Genomic DNA, 20,187 nt, shown 5'->3' on the forward strand with positions numbered 1-20,187 from the left:
GGATCCGGGCGGAGAATCGGGGCATGTCCACTCCCCCGGAGGCACGTCTGCTCGTCGTCGACGACGAGCCGAACATCCGCGAGCTGCTCGCCACGTCGCTGCGGTTCGCCGGCTTCGAGGTGTACGCGGCCGCCGACGGTGGCTCTGCGCTGCGCCTCGCCCGGGAGGTCGAACCGGACCTGGTGGTGCTCGACGTCATGCTCCCCGACATGGACGGGTTCACGGTCACGCGGCGGCTGCGCGAGAAGGGCCAGCACGTCCCCGTCCTGTTCCTCACCGCCCGCGACGACACGGCCGACAAGGTCCAGGGCCTGACGGTCGGCGGCGATGACTACGTGACCAAGCCGTTCAGCCTGGAAGAGGTCGTCGCCCGCATCCGCGCGGTCCTGCGCCGTACCCGGCCGGGTCTCGACGACGACGGCAGCGTGCTCCGGTACGCGGACCTCGAGCTGGACGAGGACTCCCACGAGGTGGTCCGCGCCGGCCACCCGGTCGACCTGTCCCCCACCGAGTTCAAGCTTCTGCGCTACCTCATGCTCAACCCCGGCCGCGTGCTGTCGAAGTCGCAGATCCTCGACCACGTCTGGCAGTACGACTGGGGCGGCGACGCCAACATCGTCGAGTCCTACATCTCCTACCTGCGCCGCAAGATCGACCAGATCGACGGCCCGGACGGCACCCGGCTGCCTCCGCTCATCCACACCAAGCGCGGCGTGGGCTACCTGCTGCGCGAGTCGACGTGAGCACGGACACGACGATCGCGGAACGCGAGGCTCCGCCCGCTCCCCGGCCCCTCGCCACGCTCCGGGACCGGTGGGCGGGCGTCCCCCTGGTCACCCGCCTGGTCGGCATCGTCACGGTCCTGCTCGCGTTCGGGCTGGTCCTCGCCGGGGCCACCAGCGCGGCGCTGCTCGAGGGCACGCTCGTGGGCCAGGTCGACAAGAAGCTGCAGACCGAGGGCACCCAGGTGGCCCAGCAGCGGCTCAGCCAGCTCGACCTCACCGGCAACCCGTTCTACACGCCGAGCGACTACTACCTGCGCTACGCGGTCGACGACGACGAGCTGCCGATCCTCTCGGACACCACCCGCGACCAGTACGGCACGCCGACGGTGCCCTCGCTGAGCATCGAGCAGGCGACCGCCCGCCACGGGGTCCCGTTCACCGTGCCCTCGACGCAGCCGGGCTCGCAGTGGCGCGTCGTCGCGTACAACTTCTCGATGCGTGACGGGAGCGTCGGCACCGCGGTCATCGCCCTCCCGCTCGGGGACATCCAGCGGACCGTGAAGCACATGACCCTCGTCCTGCTGCTCAGCGGGCTCGGGATCGTGCTGCTCGGTGCCGCGGCGGGCGCCTGGGCGGTCCGACGGTCGCTGAAGCCGCTGCGCGAGATCGAGACGACGGCCGCGGCGATCGCCGCCGGTGACCTGTCGCAACGCGTCCCGCCGGGGCCTGAGCACACCGAGGTAGGACGGCTCAGTGCCGCCCTCAACGGGATGCTCGCGCAGATCGAGCTGGCGTTCGGCGCCCAGAGCGCGTCCGAGGCCCGCATGCGCCGGTTCGTCGCCGACGCCTCCCACGAGCTCCGCACTCCCCTGGCCACCATCCGCGGCTACGGCGAGCTGTACCGGATGGGCGCCCTGACCACGACCGACCAGGTGGACGACACCCTGCGCCGCATCGAGCAGTCGGCGATCCGGATGGGTGCGCTCGTCGAGGACCTGCTCGCGCTCGCGCGCGTCGACGAGGGCCGGCCCATGCACACGGGACCCGTGGACCTCACCGTGCTCGCCGCCGACGCGGTCAGCGACCTGCACGCCCTCGACCCGTCCCGGCCCACCAGGCTGGTCCCGCTGGTCGACGGCGCCGCGGGTGCGCCCTGCATGGTGCTCGGCGAGGAGTCGCGGCTGCGGCAGGTGCTGGCCAACCTCGTCGGCAACGCGGTGCAGCACACCCCGCCCGGCACCGCAGTCGAGATCGCCGTCGGGACGTTGCCGACCGGCGAGGGCGCGTTCGAGGTGCGCGACCACGGCCCCGGCATCGACCCGGAGCACGCGGCCCGGGTGTTCGAGCGGTTCTACCGGGTGGACGCCAGCCGCGGGCGCGACTCCGGGGGCGCGGGCCTCGGCATGGCCATCGTCGCGGCGATCGTCGACGCGCACGGCGGGTCGGTGCACCTGGAGCAGACACCCGGAGGGGGGACGACGGTCCGTGTCACGCTGCCGCCCCCGACCCCCGAGTCACAGTCCTGAGGGCTACCATGGCGGGTTCCTACCGTCGGATGAAGGCTGATTCATGGGCGTCCATGACGCACCGCAGTGGTTGTTGTCCGCGTTCGTACGCAGCGCCGTCGGCGCCGGCGCCACCGCCTCGACCGAGCAGATCCGCGACGCCGGCCAAGCGCTGGTGGACCGATGGGGCTCGCCCGGTCGGTCGTTCCACAACCTGAAGCACCTGGTCGACGTGCTGAGCCGGGTCGACGAGCTGGTCGAGGAGACCCACCAGCCCGACATCGTCCGCCTGGCGGCCTGGTACCACGGCGCCATCTTCGACGCCGCCGACCGCAAGGCCTATGCCAACCGCGGCGGCGAGGACGAGATCGCCAGCGCGCGGCTCGCGTTCGACGAGCTGATCGCCCTCGGCGTCCCGGAGCCTCGCGCCCAGCGCGTGCACGACCTCGTCGTCGCCCTGGTCCGGCACGCCCCCAACCCGTCGGACTTCGACTGCGCCGTGCTCTGCGACGCCGACCTCGCGATGCTCGCCACCGAGCCGCAGAAGTACAAGGCCTACGTCCAGGACATCCGCACCGAGTACTCGCACCTGCCGGTGGAGGACTACCTGCGCGCCCGAGTGCGCATTCTGCACAAGCTCCTGGCACGCCCGTCGCTGTTCGTCAGCCCGCTCGGGTCCGCCTGGGAGGAGCCGGCGCGGCAGAACCTGTCCGGCGAGCTGCAGCGGCTGGAGAAGGAGCTGCGCGCGATCGACGCGGAGGCGGCGTCCGCTGCAGCCGAGGCCGCCGCGGCGAGCACTGCCGCGAACGCCGGCTCCTCCTCGCCCGCCTCCTCGAGCGCCGAGGACTCGAACGCGGCGCGTTCCTGAGCTGGTGACGCGCGGCGGGTGTCGCGCGTCGTCGTCACCCGTCCCGCCGGCGATACCCGCGTAGTACGCTGTGGGAGCGCTCTCGCGTGCCTCCGTTCTGCTGGTCCTTGGTCGGGCTGCGAATGTGTTGACTGAGAGCTGGTCGGTCCCGGGTCGGGGTGCAGCGGCACCCCGACCGGGGACGGACCGCGAGGTGCCGTGACCCTTGCCCGCACCCGCGCCGCCTCGTCGAACCGCCCACAGCCCGCCGCCCTGCACGTGCCTCCCCCGACGGGAGCATCCTCGGCCCGGCCGGCTCCCCCGCCCTCGTAGCGTCCTCGACCAGGAGCCGGGACCACCCGGCAGGACGACGGAGGTCGCATGAGCAGGTACGAGGTCGACAGTGCGCAGGTCGCGACGGCGGCGGCGAGCGTCCAGGCGCGTGCGGGGACCATCCGCAGCGAGGTCGCCGCGATGCACCGGCAGCTCGCCGACCTGCAGGGCTCGTGGCGAGGAGCCGCCGCGACCGCGTTCGCCGGCGTGCTGGCCGACTGGTCGGCCACGGAGGCTCGGCTCGACGCGTCCCTGGAGCAGATCGTGGCCGCGATGCAGTCGGCGGCGCGCACCTACGCCGAGGCCGAGTCGCAGGCGTCCCGGCTGTTCAGCGTGTGAGGACCGCCCCACCGTGCCTACGCTCGGGCCGTGACGGTGCTGGTGGACCCCCCGATGTGGCCGAACCACGGCATGCTCTGGGGGCACCTGGTCAGCGACTCGTCCCTGGAGGAGCTGCACGCCTTCGCGGCCCGGGCGGGGATCCCGCCGCGCGGGTTCGACCTCGACCACTACGACGTGCCAGACCAACGGATCGACGAGCTGGTGGCGCTCGGCGCCGAGCTGGTGAGCGCCAAGGAGCTGATCCGGCGGCTGCGGGCGTCGGGATTGCGGGTGCCCGCTCGGGACCGCAGCCGGAGGCACGGGTAGGAGTCGGGTGGTCAGAGGCCCCGCCGCAGGGCCTCCACCCAGCCACCGGTCGCCGTGATGTCGGCCCCGGCGGTGCCCGCCTCCGCGGTGCAGCCGAAGCCGACCACCCACGACCCGTCCTCGAGCTCGACCTGCCCGAGCATCATCGGCGAGGGCAGCGCGGCGAGCATGCTGCCGAGCGCGCCCGCCGAGAGCCGCCACACCTCTCCGACGATCGGCGCACCCGCGCCCGGGCCCACGCGCAGCAGGCCGGGCTTGCGAGGCTGCGTGTCGAGGGCGACCAGACGGTACGCGTCGGAGGTCGTCACGGACCGGCGGAACCGGGCGCCGAGCTCCTCCAGCTCGCGGTTGAGGGGCTGGCCGCGCAGGTGGGCGCCGACGACGAGGACGTCGACGCCGGCCTCGACCAGCGGTGCGCTCTCGACGCCCAGCAGCCGTGCCGCAAGGTCCACCGCCAGCTGGTCGTCGAAGGCGCGCGACACCAGCGTGACCCCGAACGGTCCCCCGTCGGCCGCGCCGGCGGGGATCGCGACGGCTGCCATGTCCAGGAGGTTGACGAAGTTCGTGTACGTGCCGAGGCGGCGGTTGATGGCCACGGGGTCCGCCTGCACCGCGGCGATGGTCGGGTGCTCGGTGGTGGTCGGCAGCAGGAGCAGGTCGCAGCCGTCCAGCACCGCGGCGGCCTCCACCTTCGCCACCGCCAGCCGCGCCCGGTCGCTGACGTACGCGTGGGCGGGGGTGTCGCGGCCGGCCAGGATGATCGAGCGCACGGTCGGGTCGGCGTCGGGTGCGTCGGCGAGGAACGCGCCCACCGCCTCGTACCGCTCGGCCACGATCGCACCGTCGTAGAGCAGCCGGGCGGCGGACAGCATGCCGGAGATGTCCACGCGCCTGACCTGCGCACCGACCGCTCGGACGGCAAGAACCGAGGCGTCGAACGCGTCCCGCCAGCCCGGCGAGAGCGACGCGAGGTCCTCGTCGCGCGGCACGGCGACCACGGGCACCGACCGCAGTCCCAGCCGCACACCCGCCGGCCAGGGGCGTCGGACGGGGTCCAGCGGGTCGGCACCGGTCATCGTGCGGGTGGCCAGGACGCCGAGCTCCAGGTCGCGGGTGAACGTGGTGACCACGTCGTAGTTGCGGCAGGCGGGGACGACCCCCGTGGTCGGCACGAGACCGAGGGTCGTCTTGATGCCGACCAGGTCGCCGAACGCGGCCGGCACGCGACCGGACCCGGCCGTGTCGGTGCCGATCCCGATGTCGGCGATGCCCAGCGCGACCGCGACCGCCGACCCGGAGCTGGATCCCCCGGAGACGCGCTCGGGAAGGGTCGCGTGCCGGACCGCGCCGTAGGGGCTGCGGACCCCGACGAGCCCGGTGGCGAACTGGTCGAGGTTGGTCTTGCCGAGCACCACGGCGCCCGCGTCGACCAGCGCCTGGATCGCGGGCGCGGTGACGGTCGCGGGCCCCGGCCTGCCCGCCGGCTCCGTGGCGTAGGACGGGCACGCGGCGGTCGTCGGGACCCCCGCGACGTCGATGTTGTCCTTGACCGCCACCGTGCGCCCCGCGAGCGGGAGCACAGCGCCGGCTGCGCGGCGGGCATCGACCGTCCGGGCAGCCTCGAGCGCCACGTGCTCGGGGAGGAGCGTGATCCAGACCTCCGGCCGGTCGACCTCGGAGATCCGGGCGTACGCGGCACGGACGCGCGCCTCGGCCACACCGACAGCTGTCGACACCCGCGTCTCGCTCGCCACGCCGTCCATCGTCGTCCCCGTCACGCACCCACCGCCAAGATCGCGAGCGGCGCGCCGGGGGCGACGTGCTGACCTGGCTGGACCAGCACCTTGAGGACGGTGCCGTCCGCCGGGGCGGCCACCCCGAGCTCGAGCTTCATGGCCTCGAGCGCGACGATCAGGTCGCCCTCCTTGACCTGCTCGCCGGCCTGCGCCTCGATCCGCCAGACGCTCCCGACCATCGGCGCCTCGATCAGCACGCAGCCGTCGAGCAGCTCGATCTCGCCCGGTCCCGCGGCAAGGTCCCCGGCGTGCGCGGGCTCCCCGTCGTCGGTGGAGTCGAGCTCGCCCGCGAGCGCCCAGGCAGCGCGCTCGTCGGCGAACGCGGCGGCCTGGCGCGCCTGGAACTCGGCGATGTCGTCGGCGTGCTCCGCCAGGAGCTCCAGGTGCTCGCGGTAGGAGAACGTGCCGTGCTCCACCTCGACGTCCAGGCGCCCGGCGGCGAACGCGTCGCGCTGGGTCAGCAGCTCGTCGGCCGCGACCGGGTGCCAGACCACCCGGTCGAAGAACCGGAGCAGCCAGGGCTTGCCGGGTTCGAAGACTCCGCGCTGGCGGTGCCCGGACCAGATGGGCACCGTGCGGCCCACCAGCTGGTACCCGCCCGGCGAGTCCATGCCGTAGACGCACAGGTACTGACCGCCGAGCCCGACCGTGTCGGCGGCGGTCCAGGTGCGTGCCGGGTTGTACTTGGTGGTCATCAGGCGGTGCCGCGGGTCCAGCGGGACGGCCAGCGGGGCGCCGAGGTAGACGTCCCCGAGGCCGAGCACCAGGTACTCGGCGGCCATCATCGTGTCGAACACGTCGTCGGTGGACGGCAGGCCGTTGATGCGGCGGACGAACTCGATGTTCGACGGCAGCCACGGCGCCTCCGGGCGGACCCCGGCCTGGTAGCGGGCGACCGCCTCGGCGATCACCGGGTCGTCGAACGAGAGGGGCAGGTGGATGCGACGGCTCGGCACGACGAGGTCCTCGGTGGCGGGCAAGGACGCCTCGAGCCCGACGAGCACGTCCACCAGAGCACGCACGCCGAGCACTGCCGGGTCGACGTGCACGTGCAGGCTGCGGACCCCGGGGGTGATGTCGATGACGCCCGGTGTGCCCTTCAGCGCCTCCCCCAGGGCGTGCACCCGCATCCGCAGCCCGAGGTCGAGCACCATCGGTCCGTACTCGACGAGCACGTTGTCGTCGCCCCCGCGCAGGTACACCACGTCGGGCGTGCCCGCGACCCGCGCAAGGACGCCGTCGTCCCCGTCGGGGCCGGTGAGCACGTCCGGGCCCAGGTGCGCCGACGCGCGCAGGGCGTCGTCGGTGCGCAGCGCGTCCGCCGTGGCGTCGGGCACGGGCAGGAGCCGCACGGTGTCCCCGGGGCGGATCTGGCCCATCTTCCAGCGGTGGCCGACCACCACGGTCAGCGGGCAGGCGAACCCACCGAGGCTCGGGCCGTCGGGACCGAGCAGGATCGGGGTGTCGCCGGAGACGTTCAGGGCGCCCACCGAGTACGGGTTGTCGTGCAGGTTCGACGGGTGCAGGCCGGCCTCGCCGCCGTCCGGTCGCGCCCACTGCGGCTTGGGCCCGGTCAGCCGGATGCCCGTGCGGTTGGCGTGCGTCTGCACCTGCCACGTGGCCTCGTAGAACATCTCCATGTCCGCGGGCGTGAAGTACGACGGCGCCGGCTGCGGACCCTCCTGGACCGCTACCTCCCACTCGTGCACGAGCTGCGGACGGAGGTCCTCCGGCACGGCGACCGGGTCCGGTCCGACGGGAACGCCCGGCACCAGCGTGTCGCCGACGACGAGCGCGCGGCCGGTGTACCCGCCGAAGCCACCCATCGAGAAGGTCGAGGCGGAGCCGAGGTAGAGCGGCACGTCCAGCCCACCGCGCAGCAGGACGTAGGTGCGCAGGCCGGCATCGAACGGAGCGCCGACGTCGAGCACGGCGCCGGCGGGGATCGTCACGGGCTCCCACTGCGGGACCGCGACGCCGTCGACCGTCACCGGCGCGGGCGCCCCCGTCACGCAGACGACCGTCTCGTGGCTGAACCGCAGGCGCGGTCCGGTCAGCGTGCACTCCAGCCCGGGCGCCCCCTCCGGGTTGCCCAGCGCGCGGTTGCCCAGCCGGAACGAGAGGTCGTCCATCGGCCCCGAGGGCGAGATGCCGACGTCCCAGAACCCGAGCCTGCCCGGCCAGTCCTGCACGGTCGTCATCACGCCCGGCCGGACGACGTCGATGTACGGCTCGTCGTCGGTGACCCCCGCGAGCGTGCCCGTGGTGTGCTCCGCCGCCAGCACGTCGGGCTGCCGGACCGCCTCGCGCAGCAGCGGCAGGTTCGTCTGCACCCCGGTGAACCGGGTGGCCGCGAGCGCGCGGGCCGACGCCGCGAACGCAGCCGGACGGTCCGCCGCGTGCACGATCACCTTGGCCAGCATCGGGTCGTAGTGGCTGGTCACCTGCTGCCCGGTCTCGGCCCACGCGTCGACACGCACCGCGGGGTCGTCGGGGTAGACCACCTCGGTGAGCAGCCCGGCGCTGGGCTGGTAGTCCTTGCGCGGGTCCTCCGCGTAGACGCGCACCTCGACCGCGTGACCCTGGATCGGCGGGCCGTCGTCCGGGACCTCGTCCAGGAACGAGTCGTCGCCCTGCGCCAGCTGCAGCATCCAGGCCACCAGGTCGACGCGCGTCACGGCCTCGGTCACCGGGTGCTCGACCTGCAGCCGCGTGTTGACCTCGAGGAACGACGCCTCGCCGCGGTCCACGTCGTACACGTACTCGACCGTCCCCGCCGACCGGTACGCCACCGACGCCGTCAGCGCGCGCGCCGACTCGTGCAGCATCGACCGGACCTCGTCGGGGAGCGCCGGCGCCGGTGCCTCCTCGACCACCTTCTGGTTGCGCCGCTGCAGCGAGCAGTCGCGGTCGCCCAGGCTGACCACGCGGCCCAGCCCGTCGCCGAACACCTGCACCTCCAGGTGCCGCGCGCGGGACACGAACCGCTCGAGGAACACCCCGGCGCTGCCGAAGCTCGCCGCCGCCAGCCGCTGCACGCGGTCGAACGCGGCCACCAGCTGGTCGGCGTCGGCACACTCCTGCATGCCGATCCCCCCGCCGCCGCCGACCGCCTTGACCATGACGGGGTAGCCGACGACGGACGCCGCCGCGAGCGCCTCCTCGACCGACCCCAGCAGCCCGCTGCCCGCGACCAGCGGCACGCCCGCCGCCGCCGCCGCCTCGCGCGCCTGGTGCTTGTCGCCGAACACCGACAGCTGCGCAGGCGTCGGCCCGACGAACGCGAGCCCCGCCGCCTCGACCTCCCGGGCGAACTGCGCGTTCTCGGACAGGAACCCGTACCCGGGGTGGATCGCCCCCGCCCCGCTCTCCGCGGCGGCGTGCAGCACGAGCTCGGGTCGCAGGTAGCTCTCACCTGCCGCCGCAGGGCCGAGGCGGACGGCCACATCAGCCAGCCGCACGTGCGGCGCTGCCGCGTCGGCGTCCGAGTAGACCGCGACGGTCTTCAGGCCGAGCTCGCGCGCGCTGCGCAGGATGCGGACGGCGATCTCGCCACGGTTGGCCACGAGCAGGGTGTCGAACACGGCGTCCCCCGGGAGCGGTCGGGCCGGGCCCCCCGGGGGCGCTCGGCGCGGGGTGTATACACCCCGGTATCCGGCACGCTACGGAGAACGTGTTTCCCGCCCCGCGCCCCCGGGTAAACGGTGCGTTACGCGTGCTCCCGAGGTCGCTGGGGCCGGACGTCCGAGGAAGTGCGCGCCACGGCGACCACATGCTCGGACGCCGCGGCGGTGGTGATCGGGACGTCCGAGGAAGTGCGCGCCACGGCAGCCACATGCTCGGACGTTGCGTTCCGCCGGCGACCAGCGGCGAGCGCTCAGCCCGCGAGCGCCATCCGGGTCATCGACCTCGTCGCGCGCTCCATGACGACCTCGAGCGACTCCCCCACGTGCTTGTGCAGGGCGGTCAGGGCCGACGGCAGCTCCCGCGCCAGCACCAGGGTCAGGATCTCGAGGTGCTCGTCGATGGTGGCGGTGATGCGGTCAGGCTCCACGAAGTCGTGCATGCGCACCGCGCGGATCTTCTGGTTCACGGTGACCAGGGCTCCGGTGAGCTGGGTGTTCCCCGACGACCGGGAGAGCACCTGGTGGAACCCCTCGTCGAAGAGCACGAAGCTCGCGTCCGGCTCGGGCGGGGCGTCGCGCAGCTCGGCCCACTTGTCGCGCTCGGTGCGCAGCAGCTCCTCGTCGTGCCGGACCTGCGGGTTCTCGATGGCCCGGGCGATCCCGCGCAGCTCGAGGGTGATCCGCAGCTCGTACAGGTTGCGCAGGTCCTCCAGGCTGGGCACGACGACGGCGTACCCGAAGTCGGTGCGCTCCACGAGCCCGTCGGAGAGCAGCCGCGACAGCGCCTCCCGCACCGGGGTGCGCGAGACGTCGAACTGCTTGCCGAGCTTGGGCTCCGTCAGCCGCTCCCGCGGCGAGACTCGTCCGTTGAGGATCTCGTCGCGCAGCTGCTGATAGACCACGTCCCGCAAGGAGCGGGGATCCTCCGTGCTCATGGTCACGAAGCGTAGACCTCCAGCGGGACCGCACCGACGCTCACAGGGCCATCGCCGCCCGCACGTCGGCCTCCTGGTCGGCCCCACCCGCACCCGAGCGGGTCACCCGGCCGGACTCCAGCACGTAGTACTGACCGGCCGCCGCCAGGGCGAACCCGACGTGCTGCTCGACCAGGAGCACGGACAGGCCGCCGGTCCGGGTCAGGGTGCCGATGGCGTCCTCGATCTCCTGGACGACGGACGGCTGGATGCCCTCGGTCGGCTCGTCGAGGATCAGGACGCGCGGGCCGGTGAGCAGGGCGCGGGCGATGGCGAGCTGCTGCCGCTGGCCGCCGGAGAGGAGCCCCGCTCGCCGCCCGAGCAGGTCGCGCAGCGCGGGGAACAGGTCGAGCGCGTCGTCCATGCGAGCGGCCCCCGCCGACCCCGCACCGTCCGCGACCAGCTGGAGGTTCTCCCGCGCGGTGAGCTGCCCGAACGACTGCTGGCCCTGCGGCACGTACGCGAGCCCGCGGCGCACGCGCTGGTGCGGCCGCAGCCTCGACACGTCCTCCCCGAACAGCGTGACGCGGCCGCTGCGCACCGGGAGGAGCCCGACGGCCGCCCGGAGCAGGGTCGTCTTGCCGGCGCCGTTGTGGCCCATGATCGCGGTCACCCCGCCGTCGGCCACGGCGATGTCGACCCCGTGCACCACGGACGTGCGCCCGTACCCCACGTGCACCCCGGTGAGCTCAAGCATCGGTCGCCCCCGTCCCTCGTGCGCCCGCGCCGCGGCCCAGGTACACCTCGACCACCTTCGGGTCCGCCTGCACCTGCGCCACCGTCCCCTCGCTGAGCACCGCCCCCTGGTGGAGCACCGTCACCGACGAGGCGAAGCTGCGCAGGAACTCCATGTCGTGCTCGACCACGACCACCGTGCGCTGCGCCCCGATCCGCTGGAGCAGCAGCCCGGTCTCCTCGCGCTCCGCCTGGCTCATGCCCGCCACGGGCTCGTCGAGCAGCAGCAGCCGGGCGTCCTGCACCAGGAGCATCCCGATCTCCAGCCACTGCTTCTGCCCGTGCGCGAGCACCCCGGCGGCCTGGTCGCGCAGGTGCGTCAGCCCGACGGTCTCGAGCGCCGCCTCGACGGCTTCGGGGATCCCCGTCCGTCGCCGCAGCATGACCCGAGCCTTCCGCGACGACCCCGCCGCGATGTCGAGGTTCTGCAGCACGGTGAGCTCGTCGAACACGCTGGCCGTCTGGAACGTCCGGCCCACCCCGGCGCGCGCGACCTTGTGCGACGGCTTGCCGACGAGCTCCACACCCCCGAACCGGATCGACCCGGTCGCCGGCGCCAGCCCCGTGATGGCGTCGACGATCGTGGTCTTGCCGGCCCCGTTCGGGCCGATGAGGAACCGCAGATCCCCCTGCGTCACGGTGAGGTCGACACCGGCCACGGCGACGAACCCGTCGAACACCACGCGCAGGTCGCGGATCTCGAGGTAGTCGTGCCGGAACCGGGACTCGTCGGCGGCGATGACCGCCTCGAGCGCCTCGGGGTCCAGCGATCCTGTCTCGTCGGTCATGTCGGCGTCCCCGCGGTCTCGAGGGTGGCGGGCGCGGCGTCAGGCACGGGTTCCGGCTCCTTCACCCGGCGGCGGAACAGCCGCCCGATCGTCGCCAGCCCGTTCGGCAGGAACGCGACGACGAGGATGAACAGCGCGCCCTGGAAGTAGATCCAGAACGAGGGGAACGACTCCGACAGCGAGGTCTCCGCCCAGGACACCCCGATCGCGCCGAGCACCGGCCCGAGCAGGGTCGCCCGCCCGCCGATCGCGACGCCGACCAGGAACCCGATCGAGGGCACCACACCGACGTCGGCGGGCGAGATGATCCCGACGATGGGCGTGAACAGCGCCCCGCCGATCGCGGCGAAGCAGGCGGCGATCGCGTAGGCGACCACCTTGACCAGGGCAGGGTCGTAGCCGAGGAACCGGACGCGGTTCTCCTGGTCGCGCACCGCCACGAGCAGCTCGCCGTAGCGGGAGTTCATGACCAGCCGCACGATCGCCACCATCGCGAGCAGCACGCCCGCGGCGATGAAGTAGAGCATCCGCTTGTTCACCGGGTCGGAGAGCGTGAACCCGAAGAACGACTGGAACCCGTTCAGCCCGTTCGTGCCGCCGGTGACCTTCTGCTGGCCGATCAGCAGGATGGCGAACGCCGCCGCGAGCGCCTGCGACAGGATCGCGAAGTAGGCGCCGCGGACCCGCCGCTTGAACACCGCGAGGCCGAGCAGAGTGGCCACGAGGGCGGGCAGCACCAGGATCGCGAGGATCGTGACGACCGGGTCCCGGAACGGCTCCCACCAGCCCGGCACCGTGCCGTCGCCGTACAGGAGCATGAAGTCGGGCACCCCGCCGGGGCCGGCGTCGGACAGCTTGAGGTGCATGGCCATGAGGTAGCCGCCGAGGCCGAAGAACACGCCCTGCCCGAGCACCAGCATCCCGCCGCGCCCCCACGCCAGCCCGATGCCGACCGCGACCATGGCCAGGCAGCAGAACTTGGCCAGCAGGTTCAGCCGGAAGTCGGAGAGCAGCGCCGGGGCGACGCCGAAGAGCACCACCGCGGCGAGGACGAGACCGCCCCAGACCCGGACGCGGGGGCTCATGCGAGGCTCCGCGTGCGCACCGAGACGAGCCCCTGCGGCCTGACCTGCAGGAACGCGACGATCACGACGAACAGGAGCACCTTGGCCAGGCTGGCCGTCGTCGAGTACTCGAAGCCCGCCGAGAGGAGTCCGAGGCCGAACGCCGCGATCACCGCACCCTTGAGCTGGCCGATGCCGCCGACCACCACCACGAGGAAGGCGTCGACGATGTAGTTGGTGCCCACGGTCGGACCGACCGACCCGAGCAGGGTGAGCGCCACGCCCGCGACGCCGGCCACGCCGGACCCGATGAAGAAGGTCAGACGGTCGGTGGCCCGCGTCGAGATCCCCGACGTCTCGGCGAGGTCGCGGTTCTGCACGGTGGCCCGGATGCGCCGGCCGAGCGGGCTGAGCTTGAGCAGCAGCGCGAGGGCGACCACGCAGACGATCGCGAGCGCCAGGATGAACAGCCGCGTCCGTGGGATCCCGACGCCGAGGATCGGCACCGCCCCCGACAGCCAGGCCGGCGCGCGGACGTCCACGTTGGGGGCGCCGAACACGTCGCGCGCCAGCTGCTGGAGCACCAGCGCGACGCCGAACGTGACGAGCAGCGTGTCCAGCGGGCGCGTGTACATGCGCGAGATGAGCGTGATCTCGAGGATCAGCCCGAGCAGGCCGCCGACGAGGAACCCGATGACCAGCGAGACCAGCAGGGACACCCCCGCGTCGGCGATCACCTTCTGCACCACGAACGCCGTGTACGCGCCGGCCATCATGAACTCGCCGTGCGCCATGTTGATGACGCCCATCTGACCGAACGTCAGCGCCAGGCCGAGCGCCGCGAGCAGCAGCACCGACCCCAGACTGAGGCCCGCGAAGAGCTGTGAGACGAGGGCATCCATCCGGACCCGCCTTCCTGTCCGTGCGAGGGGGCGGTGGCCCGGCGTCACAGAGGAGCCGCCGGGCCACCGCGTCAGGGGTGGGTCAGGACAGGCCCTCGGCCCAGTCGTAGCCCTCGAGGAACGGGTCCGGCTCGATGGGGCCGTCCGACGACCACTCGGTGTAGATGAGCCCGTCGGGGCCGATCTTGCCGATGAGCGCGGTCTTGGCGATGTGGTGGTTGTCGCCGTTCACCGTCACCGTGCCCTCGGGGGCGTCGAACGTCACGCCGCCGGCCGCCTCCTGGATGTCCGCGACGTCGAACGACTCGGCCTTCTCGACCATGCCCTTCCAGAGGTAGAGCGACGTGTACGCCGCCTCCATCGGGTCCGACGTCACGCGCTCGTCGCCGAACTTGGCCTTGAACGCCTCGACGAACGTGGCGTTCTCCGGGCTGTCGACCGTCTGGTAGTAGTTCCACGCGGTGAGCTGGCCGACGATGTTGTCGATGCCGATGCCACCGACCTCCTCCTCGGCGATGGACACCGAGACCACCGGGAGCGTGTCCGCGGCGAGGCCGACGTTCTTGTACTCCTTGAAGAACGCGACGTTGGAGTCGCCGTTGAGGGTGTTGAACACCGCGTCGGCGCCCGAGCCCTTGAGCTTGTTCACGATCGTCGCGAAGTCGGTGTGCCCGAGCGGGGCGTACTCCTCACCGACGATCTCCACGTCGTTGGCTCCGGCCCACGCGATGATCTCCTTGTTGGCCGTGCGCGGGAACACGTAGTCGGAGCCGACGAGGAAGATCTTCGACTTGCCCTGCTCCTTGAGGTAGTCCATGCCGGGCAGGATCTGCTGGTTGGTCGTCGCGCCCGTGTAGAAGATGTTGGGCGACGCCTCCAGGCCCTCGTACTGGACCGGGTAGAACAGCAGCGAGTCCTTGGCCTCGAAGACGGGGAGCATGGCCTTGCGCGACGAGGACGTCCAGCCGCCGAACACGGCGGAGACGCAGTCGGACGAGATGAGCTTCTCGGCCTTCTCCGCGAACACGGTCGGCTCCGAGGCGCCGTCCTCCGCCACGATCTCGAGCTGCTTGCCCAGGACCCCGCCGTCGGCGTTGATCTCCTCGGCGGCCAGGTCGAGGGAGTCGCGGACGGTCTGCTCAGAGATGGCCATGGTGCCGGACAGCGAGTTGAGGAAGCCGATCTTGACGGTGTCGCCGGACGTGTCGACGCACGAGGCCGACGACGCCGAGCTGTCGGCGCCGGGGTCGTCGGAGGTGCGGGCGCCACAGCCGGCGACGCCGAGGGCGACGGCCAGAGCGGCCGCCGGGAAGGCGAGTGCGCGCGTGCGAGATCTGGTCAACGGAGGGGCCTTTCGCTGGGGAAGAGCTCACGGGCAGATCCGGACTCGGGCTCGGGCAGTACGCGACACCGCGCTGTGTCCCGCGCTGTATACATCCCTGTGCCCATGGGTGACGAACCTAGGGACGGGGTGTTTCCGGCAGCGACGAGCCCCCGTAAACGGTCTGTTTCGGACCGGTCCCGGTTCAGTCACGAGGCGGCGATACGCTCGACGAATGCCGCACCTGCGCCCGCTGGACCAGTCGTCGAAGCTCAAGAACGTGCTCTACGAGATCCGCGGGTCCGCCCTGGACGAGGTCGTCCGGCTCGAGGCCGAGGGCCACACGATCCTGCGGCTCAACACCGGCAACCCCGCCGCGTTCGGCTTCGAGGCACCCCACCAGATCGTCCGCGACGTCATCGCGGCCATCCCGCACGCGCACGGGTACACCGACTCGCGCGGCATCCTGTCCGCCCGCCGCGCGGTGGTCACCCGGTACGAGACCGAGCCCGGCTTCCCGGAGATCGACGTCGACGACGTGTACCTGGGCAACGGCGTGTCCGAGCTCATCACCATGGTCATGCAGGCACTCCTCGACGAGGGCGACGAGGTGCTCATCCCCTCCCCCGACTACCCCCTCTGGACCGCGATGACCTCGCTGTCCGACGGCGTGCCCGTGCACTACCGCTGCGACGAGTCCGCCGGCTGGGAGCCCGATCTGGAGCACCTGCGCTCCCTGGTCACCCCGCGGACCAAGGCGATCGTCGTCATCAACCCGAACAACCCCACCGGCGCGGTCTACTCACGCACCGTGCTGGAGGGCATCGCCGCGATCGCCCGCGAGCACAGCCTCCTGCTGCTCGCCGACGAGATCTACGACCGCATCCTGTTCGACGGCGCCGAGCACATCCCGATGGCCACGGTCGCCCCGGACCTGCTCTGCCTGACGTTCAACGGGTTGTCCAAGACGTATCGGGTGGCCGGCTACCGCTCCGGCTGGCTCGTCGTCACCGGCCCCCGCGAGCACGCCACCGGGTTCCTCGAGGGCATCACCCTGCTCGCGTCCACCCGCCTGTGCCCCAACGTCCCCGCGCAGCACGCCGTCCAGGCGGCCCTCGGCGGGATCCAGAGCATCGACGCCCTCATCGCGCCCGGCGGCCGGCTGCACGAGCAGCGCGACGTGGCCTACCGCGGGCTGACCTCCATCCCCGGCGTCGACTGCGTCCGCCCCGACGGCGCCCTCTACCTGTTCCCGCGCCTGGACCCGGACGTCCACGAGATCCGCGACGACGCCCGCCTCGTCTACGACCTGCTGGTCAGCGAGCACATCCTGCTGGTCCAGGGCACGGGCTTCAACTGGCCCACCCCGGACCACCTGCGCATCGTCACGCTCCCGGAGGCCAGGGTCCTGCAGGAGGCCATCGAACGCATGGGCAACTTCCTGGCCAGCTACCGCCAGTGAGCGCTACCGACCCTCGGTGACCGGGACGTCCGTGATTCGGAACGGCTGCACGCCCATGTCCACGGCCGCGGACTGCGTGATCTGCTTCGACCGCGTCGGGGCGTCCACCACGACGGTGTCCGTCCCCGGGTCGGGCCACAGCACCGTCACCAGGATGCTGCTACCCGGCTCGGGACCGTCGATGACGCGGTCGGCCAACGGATCCCGGCGGTCCTCGCCCGTGAGGTAGTCGACCGGGTAGAGCCGCAGGTCCCCGCGCAGCAGCGTGACGTTCGTGGCGGCCTGCTGCAGGCCCGCGTCGAACGAGCCTCGCGCGTCCCACGCACCGGTCGAGAAGAGGGTGCCGTCGGCCTTCGCCGCCCCGGCCGTGTTGCTGACCTCCAGGCTCCCGACGAGGTACCTGCCCACGCGACGGACCTCCCGCACCCGCACGTCGACCGGCACGTTGTTCCCCGAGTCGATGGTCACGGCGCCCTGCCCGGCCGCCGTGGGTCCGGTCGTCTCCGGCAGCGCTCCGGCGGGGGGCTCGGTCACCTCCGCGACCTCGTCCTGCTCGGTCGTCAGCACCAGCTCGACGCGCCGGTTGGCCGCCCGGGCCTCGTCCGAGGTCCCGGTCGCCGTCGGCTCGCTCTCCCCACGGCCCTGCACGGACACGTCGAACCCCGCCAGGTCGGCGAGCTCCCCGAGACGTGTGGCGACGGCCTGCGCACGACGCTCCGAGAGGCCCTGGTTGTACGCGTCGTCCGCGACGTCGTCGGTGTGCCCGACGACCGCGAGCGCCCCACCCTCGTATGCACGGACCTGCTGCGCGGCCGCCGTCAGCGCGGCGTCGGCCTGCGCTCCGAGGTCCGCGGAGTCGACTCCGAAGAGCACGTCCGAGCCGATGGCCACCGTGACCGTCTGCGACGTGGTGCGGGTGCGCACCTGGCCGCCGACCTGCTCGGTGTAGGAGTCGAGCCGCACCACGGGTGCCGTCGCCACGGGGTCCTCGCGGATCTCGGAGGTCGGGATCGTGAGCACCCCGGCGTCCCCCGCGTCGGCCACGGGCACGCCCTCGACGAGGCCCCCGCCGCCGGGCAGGAGCACGTCGACCGTCGACGTGCTCGGCGCGGCGAACGCCACGTACAGCACCTCGGTCTGCTCGCCCGCCGCCTGGGCCGCGGTGTCCGTCGCGGGGCCGCCCACGGACATCACCCACGAGGCGAACACGGCGTCGCTCTCGGTGCGCGCGGGCAGCGAGACGGTCCCCTCGGTCAGGTCGACGAGCCGCACGCCGTTCGCGCCCGGGCTCAGGGACACGAACACGTCCCAGAGCCCGGTCTGCAGCGACGCGTCCTTGGGGCCGGCGATCCGCAGCATGCCGATGTCGTCGGTGACCACGACCGGACCGACCTCGAGCGTCACCCGGTCGCCCTTGAGCACGACCTCCGCCGTCACCGGGTCCGTGCCGGCGGTCATCGCGCTCGGGCTCGCGCTCGGGGTCCGGGAGTCCGCCGGCGTCGGCGGCTCGTCGGGGCTGCACGCGACGCACGCGAGCACCGCGAGCACGACGGGCAGCGCGATACGGACCGTCGCCCGGGTGGGCTGGGGCACTGTGACACTCCTCCGATACACGCGCGCCGATTCGGTCGCGCACGTGCAGATGGTGCCATGTCGGGCATCGGCGTGACGCCACCGTCACCCCTGTGACACACCTGGGCCGACGACCGCGGGGCAGCAGAACGGGCCGGCCACCCGGAGGTGACCGGCCCGTTCGGCCGTGCTAGATGGTGCTCAGCGGTTCAGCTGCGGATCAGAACCCGCCGCCGAAGTCCTCGCCACCGCCGCCACCGGAGGGCGCGTTGTTGCGCTCCGGCTTGTCGGCCACGACGGCCTCGGTGGTGAGGAACAGCGCGGCGATGGACGCCGCGTTCTGCAGCGCGGAGCGCGTGACCTTCACCGGGTCGTTGACGCCCGCGGCGAGCAGGTCCTCGTACGTGTTGGTCGCGGCGTTGAGGCCGTGACCCACGGGGAGGTTGCGCACCTTCTCGACGACGACGCCACCCTCGAGACCGGCGTTGATCGCGATCTGCTTGAGCGGGGCCTCGATCGCGAGCTTCACGATCTGCGCACCGGTCGCCTCGTCGCCCTCGAGCTTGAGGCCCTCGAACGCGGTCTTGCCGGCCTGGATGAGCGCCACGCCACCACCGGCGACGATGCCCTCCTCGACGGCCGCCTTGGCGTTGCGCACGGCGTCCTCGATGCGGTGCTTGCGCTCCTTGAGCTCGACCTCGGTGGCCGCGCCCGCCTTGATGACGGCGACGCCACCGGCGAGCTTGGCGAGGCGCTCCTGCAGCTTCTCGCGGTCGTAGTCCGAGTCCGAGTTCTCGATCTCGGCACGGATCTGCGAAACGCGGCCCTGGATCTGGGCGGCGTCGCCGGAGCCCTCGACGATGGTGGTCTCGTCCTTGGTGACGACGATCTTGCGCGCCGTACCGAGGACCTCGAGGCCCACCGTGTCGAGCTTGAGACCGACGGTCTCGGAGACGACCTGGCCACCGGTGAGGATGGCCATGTCCTGCAGCATCGCCTTGCGGCGGTCGCCGAAGCCGGGGGCCTTGACGGCGACCGACTTGAACAGGCCACGGATCTTGTTGACGACGAGCGTGGCCAGGGCCTCGCCCTCGACGTCCTCGGCGACGATGAACAGCGGCTTGCCGGCCTGGATGACCTTCTCCAGCAGCGGCAGCAGGTCCTTGACGTTCGAGATCTTCGACTCGACGAGCAGCACGTAGGCGTCCTCGAGGACGGCCTCCTGGCGCTCCGGGTCGGTCACGAAGTACGCCGACAGGAAGCCCTTGTCGAAGCGCATGCCCTCGGTGAGCTCGAGCTCGAGGCCCAGCGCGCTGGACTCCTCGACGGTGATGACGCCTTCCTTGCCGACCTTGTCGAGCGCCTCGGCGATGAGGTCGCCGATCGCCTGGTCGCCGGCGGAGATGGCGGCCGTGGCGGCGATCTCCTCCTTGGTCTCGACGTCCTTCGCCTGCGCGAGCAGGGCAGCGGTGACGGCCTCGACGGCCTTCTCGATGCCCTTCTTCAGCGCGATCGGGTTGGCGCCGGCCGCGACGTTGCGCAGGCCCTCGCGCACGAGCGCCTGGGCGAGCACGGTGGCGGTGGTGGTGCCGTCGCCCGCGACGTCGTCCGTCTTCTTGGCGACCTCCTTGACGAGCTCCGCACCGATCTTCTCGAAGGGGTCCTCGAGGTCGATCTCCTTGGCGATGGAGACGCCGTCGTTGGTGATCGTGGGGGCGCCCCACTTCTTGTCCAGGACGACGTTGCGGCCCTTCGGGCCGAGGGTGACCTTGACGGTGTCGGCGAGGATGTTGAGTCCCCGCTCGATGCCGCGGCGGGCCTCCTCGTTGAAGGCAATGATCTTGGCCATGGGGCTGTGATCCTTCACTGGGTTCGGGTCGGCCGAGGGT

The 20,187-nt window shown here is 72.3% G+C and carries 16 protein-coding genes; 6 read left to right on the forward strand and 10 right to left on the reverse strand.

Annotation, left to right across the window (positions count from 1 at the left end):
* Positions 1-23 precede the first annotated feature (23 nt).
* The 5 genes from ASD18_RS00265 (at position 24) to ASD18_RS00285 (ending at position 4,058) form a co-directional block, all read left to right on the forward strand.
* The gene (locus ASD18_RS00265; RefSeq protein ID WP_056085669.1) at positions 24-743 is read left to right on the forward strand and encodes a response regulator transcription factor; all 720 of its coding nucleotides are present in this window, start codon (positions 24-26) and stop codon (positions 741-743) included.
* Positions 740-2,251 (forward strand): cell wall metabolism sensor histidine kinase WalK, encoded by a 1,512-nt coding sequence (locus tag ASD18_RS00270; RefSeq protein WP_056085670.1) that lies wholly within the window; start codon positions 740-742, stop codon positions 2,249-2,251. The genes ASD18_RS00265 and ASD18_RS00270 overlap by 4 nt, the downstream gene beginning before the upstream one ends.
* Positions 2,252-2,294: 43 nt before the next feature.
* Positions 2,295-3,098, forward strand: coding sequence for a hypothetical protein (locus tag ASD18_RS00275; protein ID WP_056085671.1), 804 nt, complete (start codon positions 2,295-2,297; stop codon positions 3,096-3,098).
* A 360-nt stretch (positions 3,099-3,458) separates the two neighbouring features.
* Positions 3,459-3,749, forward strand: coding sequence for a WXG100 family type VII secretion target (locus tag ASD18_RS00280; protein ID WP_056085672.1), 291 nt, complete (start codon positions 3,459-3,461; stop codon positions 3,747-3,749).
* 30 nt (positions 3,750-3,779) lie between these two features.
* The gene (locus tag ASD18_RS00285; protein ID WP_056085673.1) at positions 3,780-4,058 is read left to right on the forward strand and encodes a DUF4031 domain-containing protein; all 279 of its coding nucleotides are present in this window, start codon (positions 3,780-3,782) and stop codon (positions 4,056-4,058) included.
* A gap of 11 nt (positions 4,059-4,069) precedes the next feature.
* Here the strand turns inward: ASD18_RS00285 and atzF are convergent, their stop codons facing one another.
* From atzF to urtA, 8 genes are all read right to left on the reverse strand, one after another.
* Positions 4,070-5,836, reverse strand: a complete 1,767-nt coding sequence (gene atzF / locus ASD18_RS00290; RefSeq protein ID WP_235522201.1) for an allophanate hydrolase — start codon at positions 5,834-5,836, stop codon at positions 4,070-4,072.
* Positions 5,833-9,438, reverse strand: a complete 3,606-nt coding sequence (uca, locus tag ASD18_RS00295) for an urea carboxylase (RefSeq protein WP_056085675.1) — start codon at positions 9,436-9,438, stop codon at positions 5,833-5,835. Before uca ends, atzF begins: the two co-directional genes overlap by 4 nt.
* A gap of 293 nt (positions 9,439-9,731) precedes the next feature.
* Positions 9,732-10,415, reverse strand: a complete 684-nt coding sequence (locus ASD18_RS00300; RefSeq protein ID WP_056085676.1) for a GntR family transcriptional regulator — start codon at positions 10,413-10,415, stop codon at positions 9,732-9,734.
* Positions 10,416-10,455: 40 nt separating this feature from the next.
* Positions 10,456-11,151: an urea ABC transporter ATP-binding subunit UrtE gene (gene urtE, locus ASD18_RS00305; RefSeq protein ID WP_056085677.1), complete on the reverse strand. Its 696-nt coding sequence runs from the start codon at positions 11,149-11,151 to the stop codon at positions 10,456-10,458.
* Positions 11,144-11,977 carry an urea ABC transporter ATP-binding protein UrtD gene (urtD, locus tag ASD18_RS00310; RefSeq protein WP_082573397.1) on the reverse strand — a complete coding sequence of 278 codons (834 nt, stop codon included), beginning with the start codon at positions 11,975-11,977 and terminating at the stop codon, positions 11,144-11,146. Before urtD ends, urtE begins: the two co-directional genes overlap by 8 nt.
* Positions 11,974-13,062, reverse strand: a complete 1,089-nt coding sequence (gene urtC, locus ASD18_RS00315; RefSeq protein ID WP_056085678.1) for an urea ABC transporter permease subunit UrtC — start codon at positions 13,060-13,062, stop codon at positions 11,974-11,976. The genes urtD and urtC overlap by 4 nt, the downstream gene beginning before the upstream one ends.
* Positions 13,059-13,943, reverse strand: a complete 885-nt coding sequence (urtB, locus tag ASD18_RS00320) for an urea ABC transporter permease subunit UrtB (RefSeq protein ID WP_056085679.1) — start codon at positions 13,941-13,943, stop codon at positions 13,059-13,061. The genes urtC and urtB overlap by 4 nt, the downstream gene beginning before the upstream one ends.
* Before the next feature lie 82 nt (positions 13,944-14,025).
* Positions 14,026-15,285, reverse strand: coding sequence for an urea ABC transporter substrate-binding protein (gene urtA / locus ASD18_RS00325; protein ID WP_056085680.1), 1,260 nt, complete (start codon positions 15,283-15,285; stop codon positions 14,026-14,028).
* 214 nt (positions 15,286-15,499) lie between these two features.
* Here urtA and ASD18_RS00330 point away from each other — a divergent pair, with 214 nt between their 5' ends.
* Entirely contained in the window at positions 15,500-16,726 is a 1,227-nt protein-coding gene (locus ASD18_RS00330) for a pyridoxal phosphate-dependent aminotransferase (protein WP_056085681.1), read from the forward strand.
* Positions 16,727-16,729: 3 nt separating this feature from the next.
* Here the strand turns inward: ASD18_RS00330 and ASD18_RS00335 are convergent, their stop codons facing one another.
* Positions 16,730-18,319, reverse strand: a complete 1,590-nt coding sequence (locus tag ASD18_RS00335) for an OmpA family protein (protein ID WP_056085682.1) — start codon at positions 18,317-18,319, stop codon at positions 16,730-16,732.
* 199 nt (positions 18,320-18,518) lie between these two features.
* Positions 18,519-20,147, reverse strand: a complete 1,629-nt coding sequence (groL, locus tag ASD18_RS00340; RefSeq protein ID WP_056085683.1) for a chaperonin GroEL — start codon at positions 20,145-20,147, stop codon at positions 18,519-18,521.
* Between the last annotated feature and the right edge of the window lie 40 nt (positions 20,148-20,187).

The organism is Cellulomonas sp. Root137, assembly GCF_001426725.1.
Taxonomy (GTDB): domain Bacteria; phylum Actinomycetota; class Actinomycetes; order Actinomycetales; family Cellulomonadaceae; genus Cellulomonas.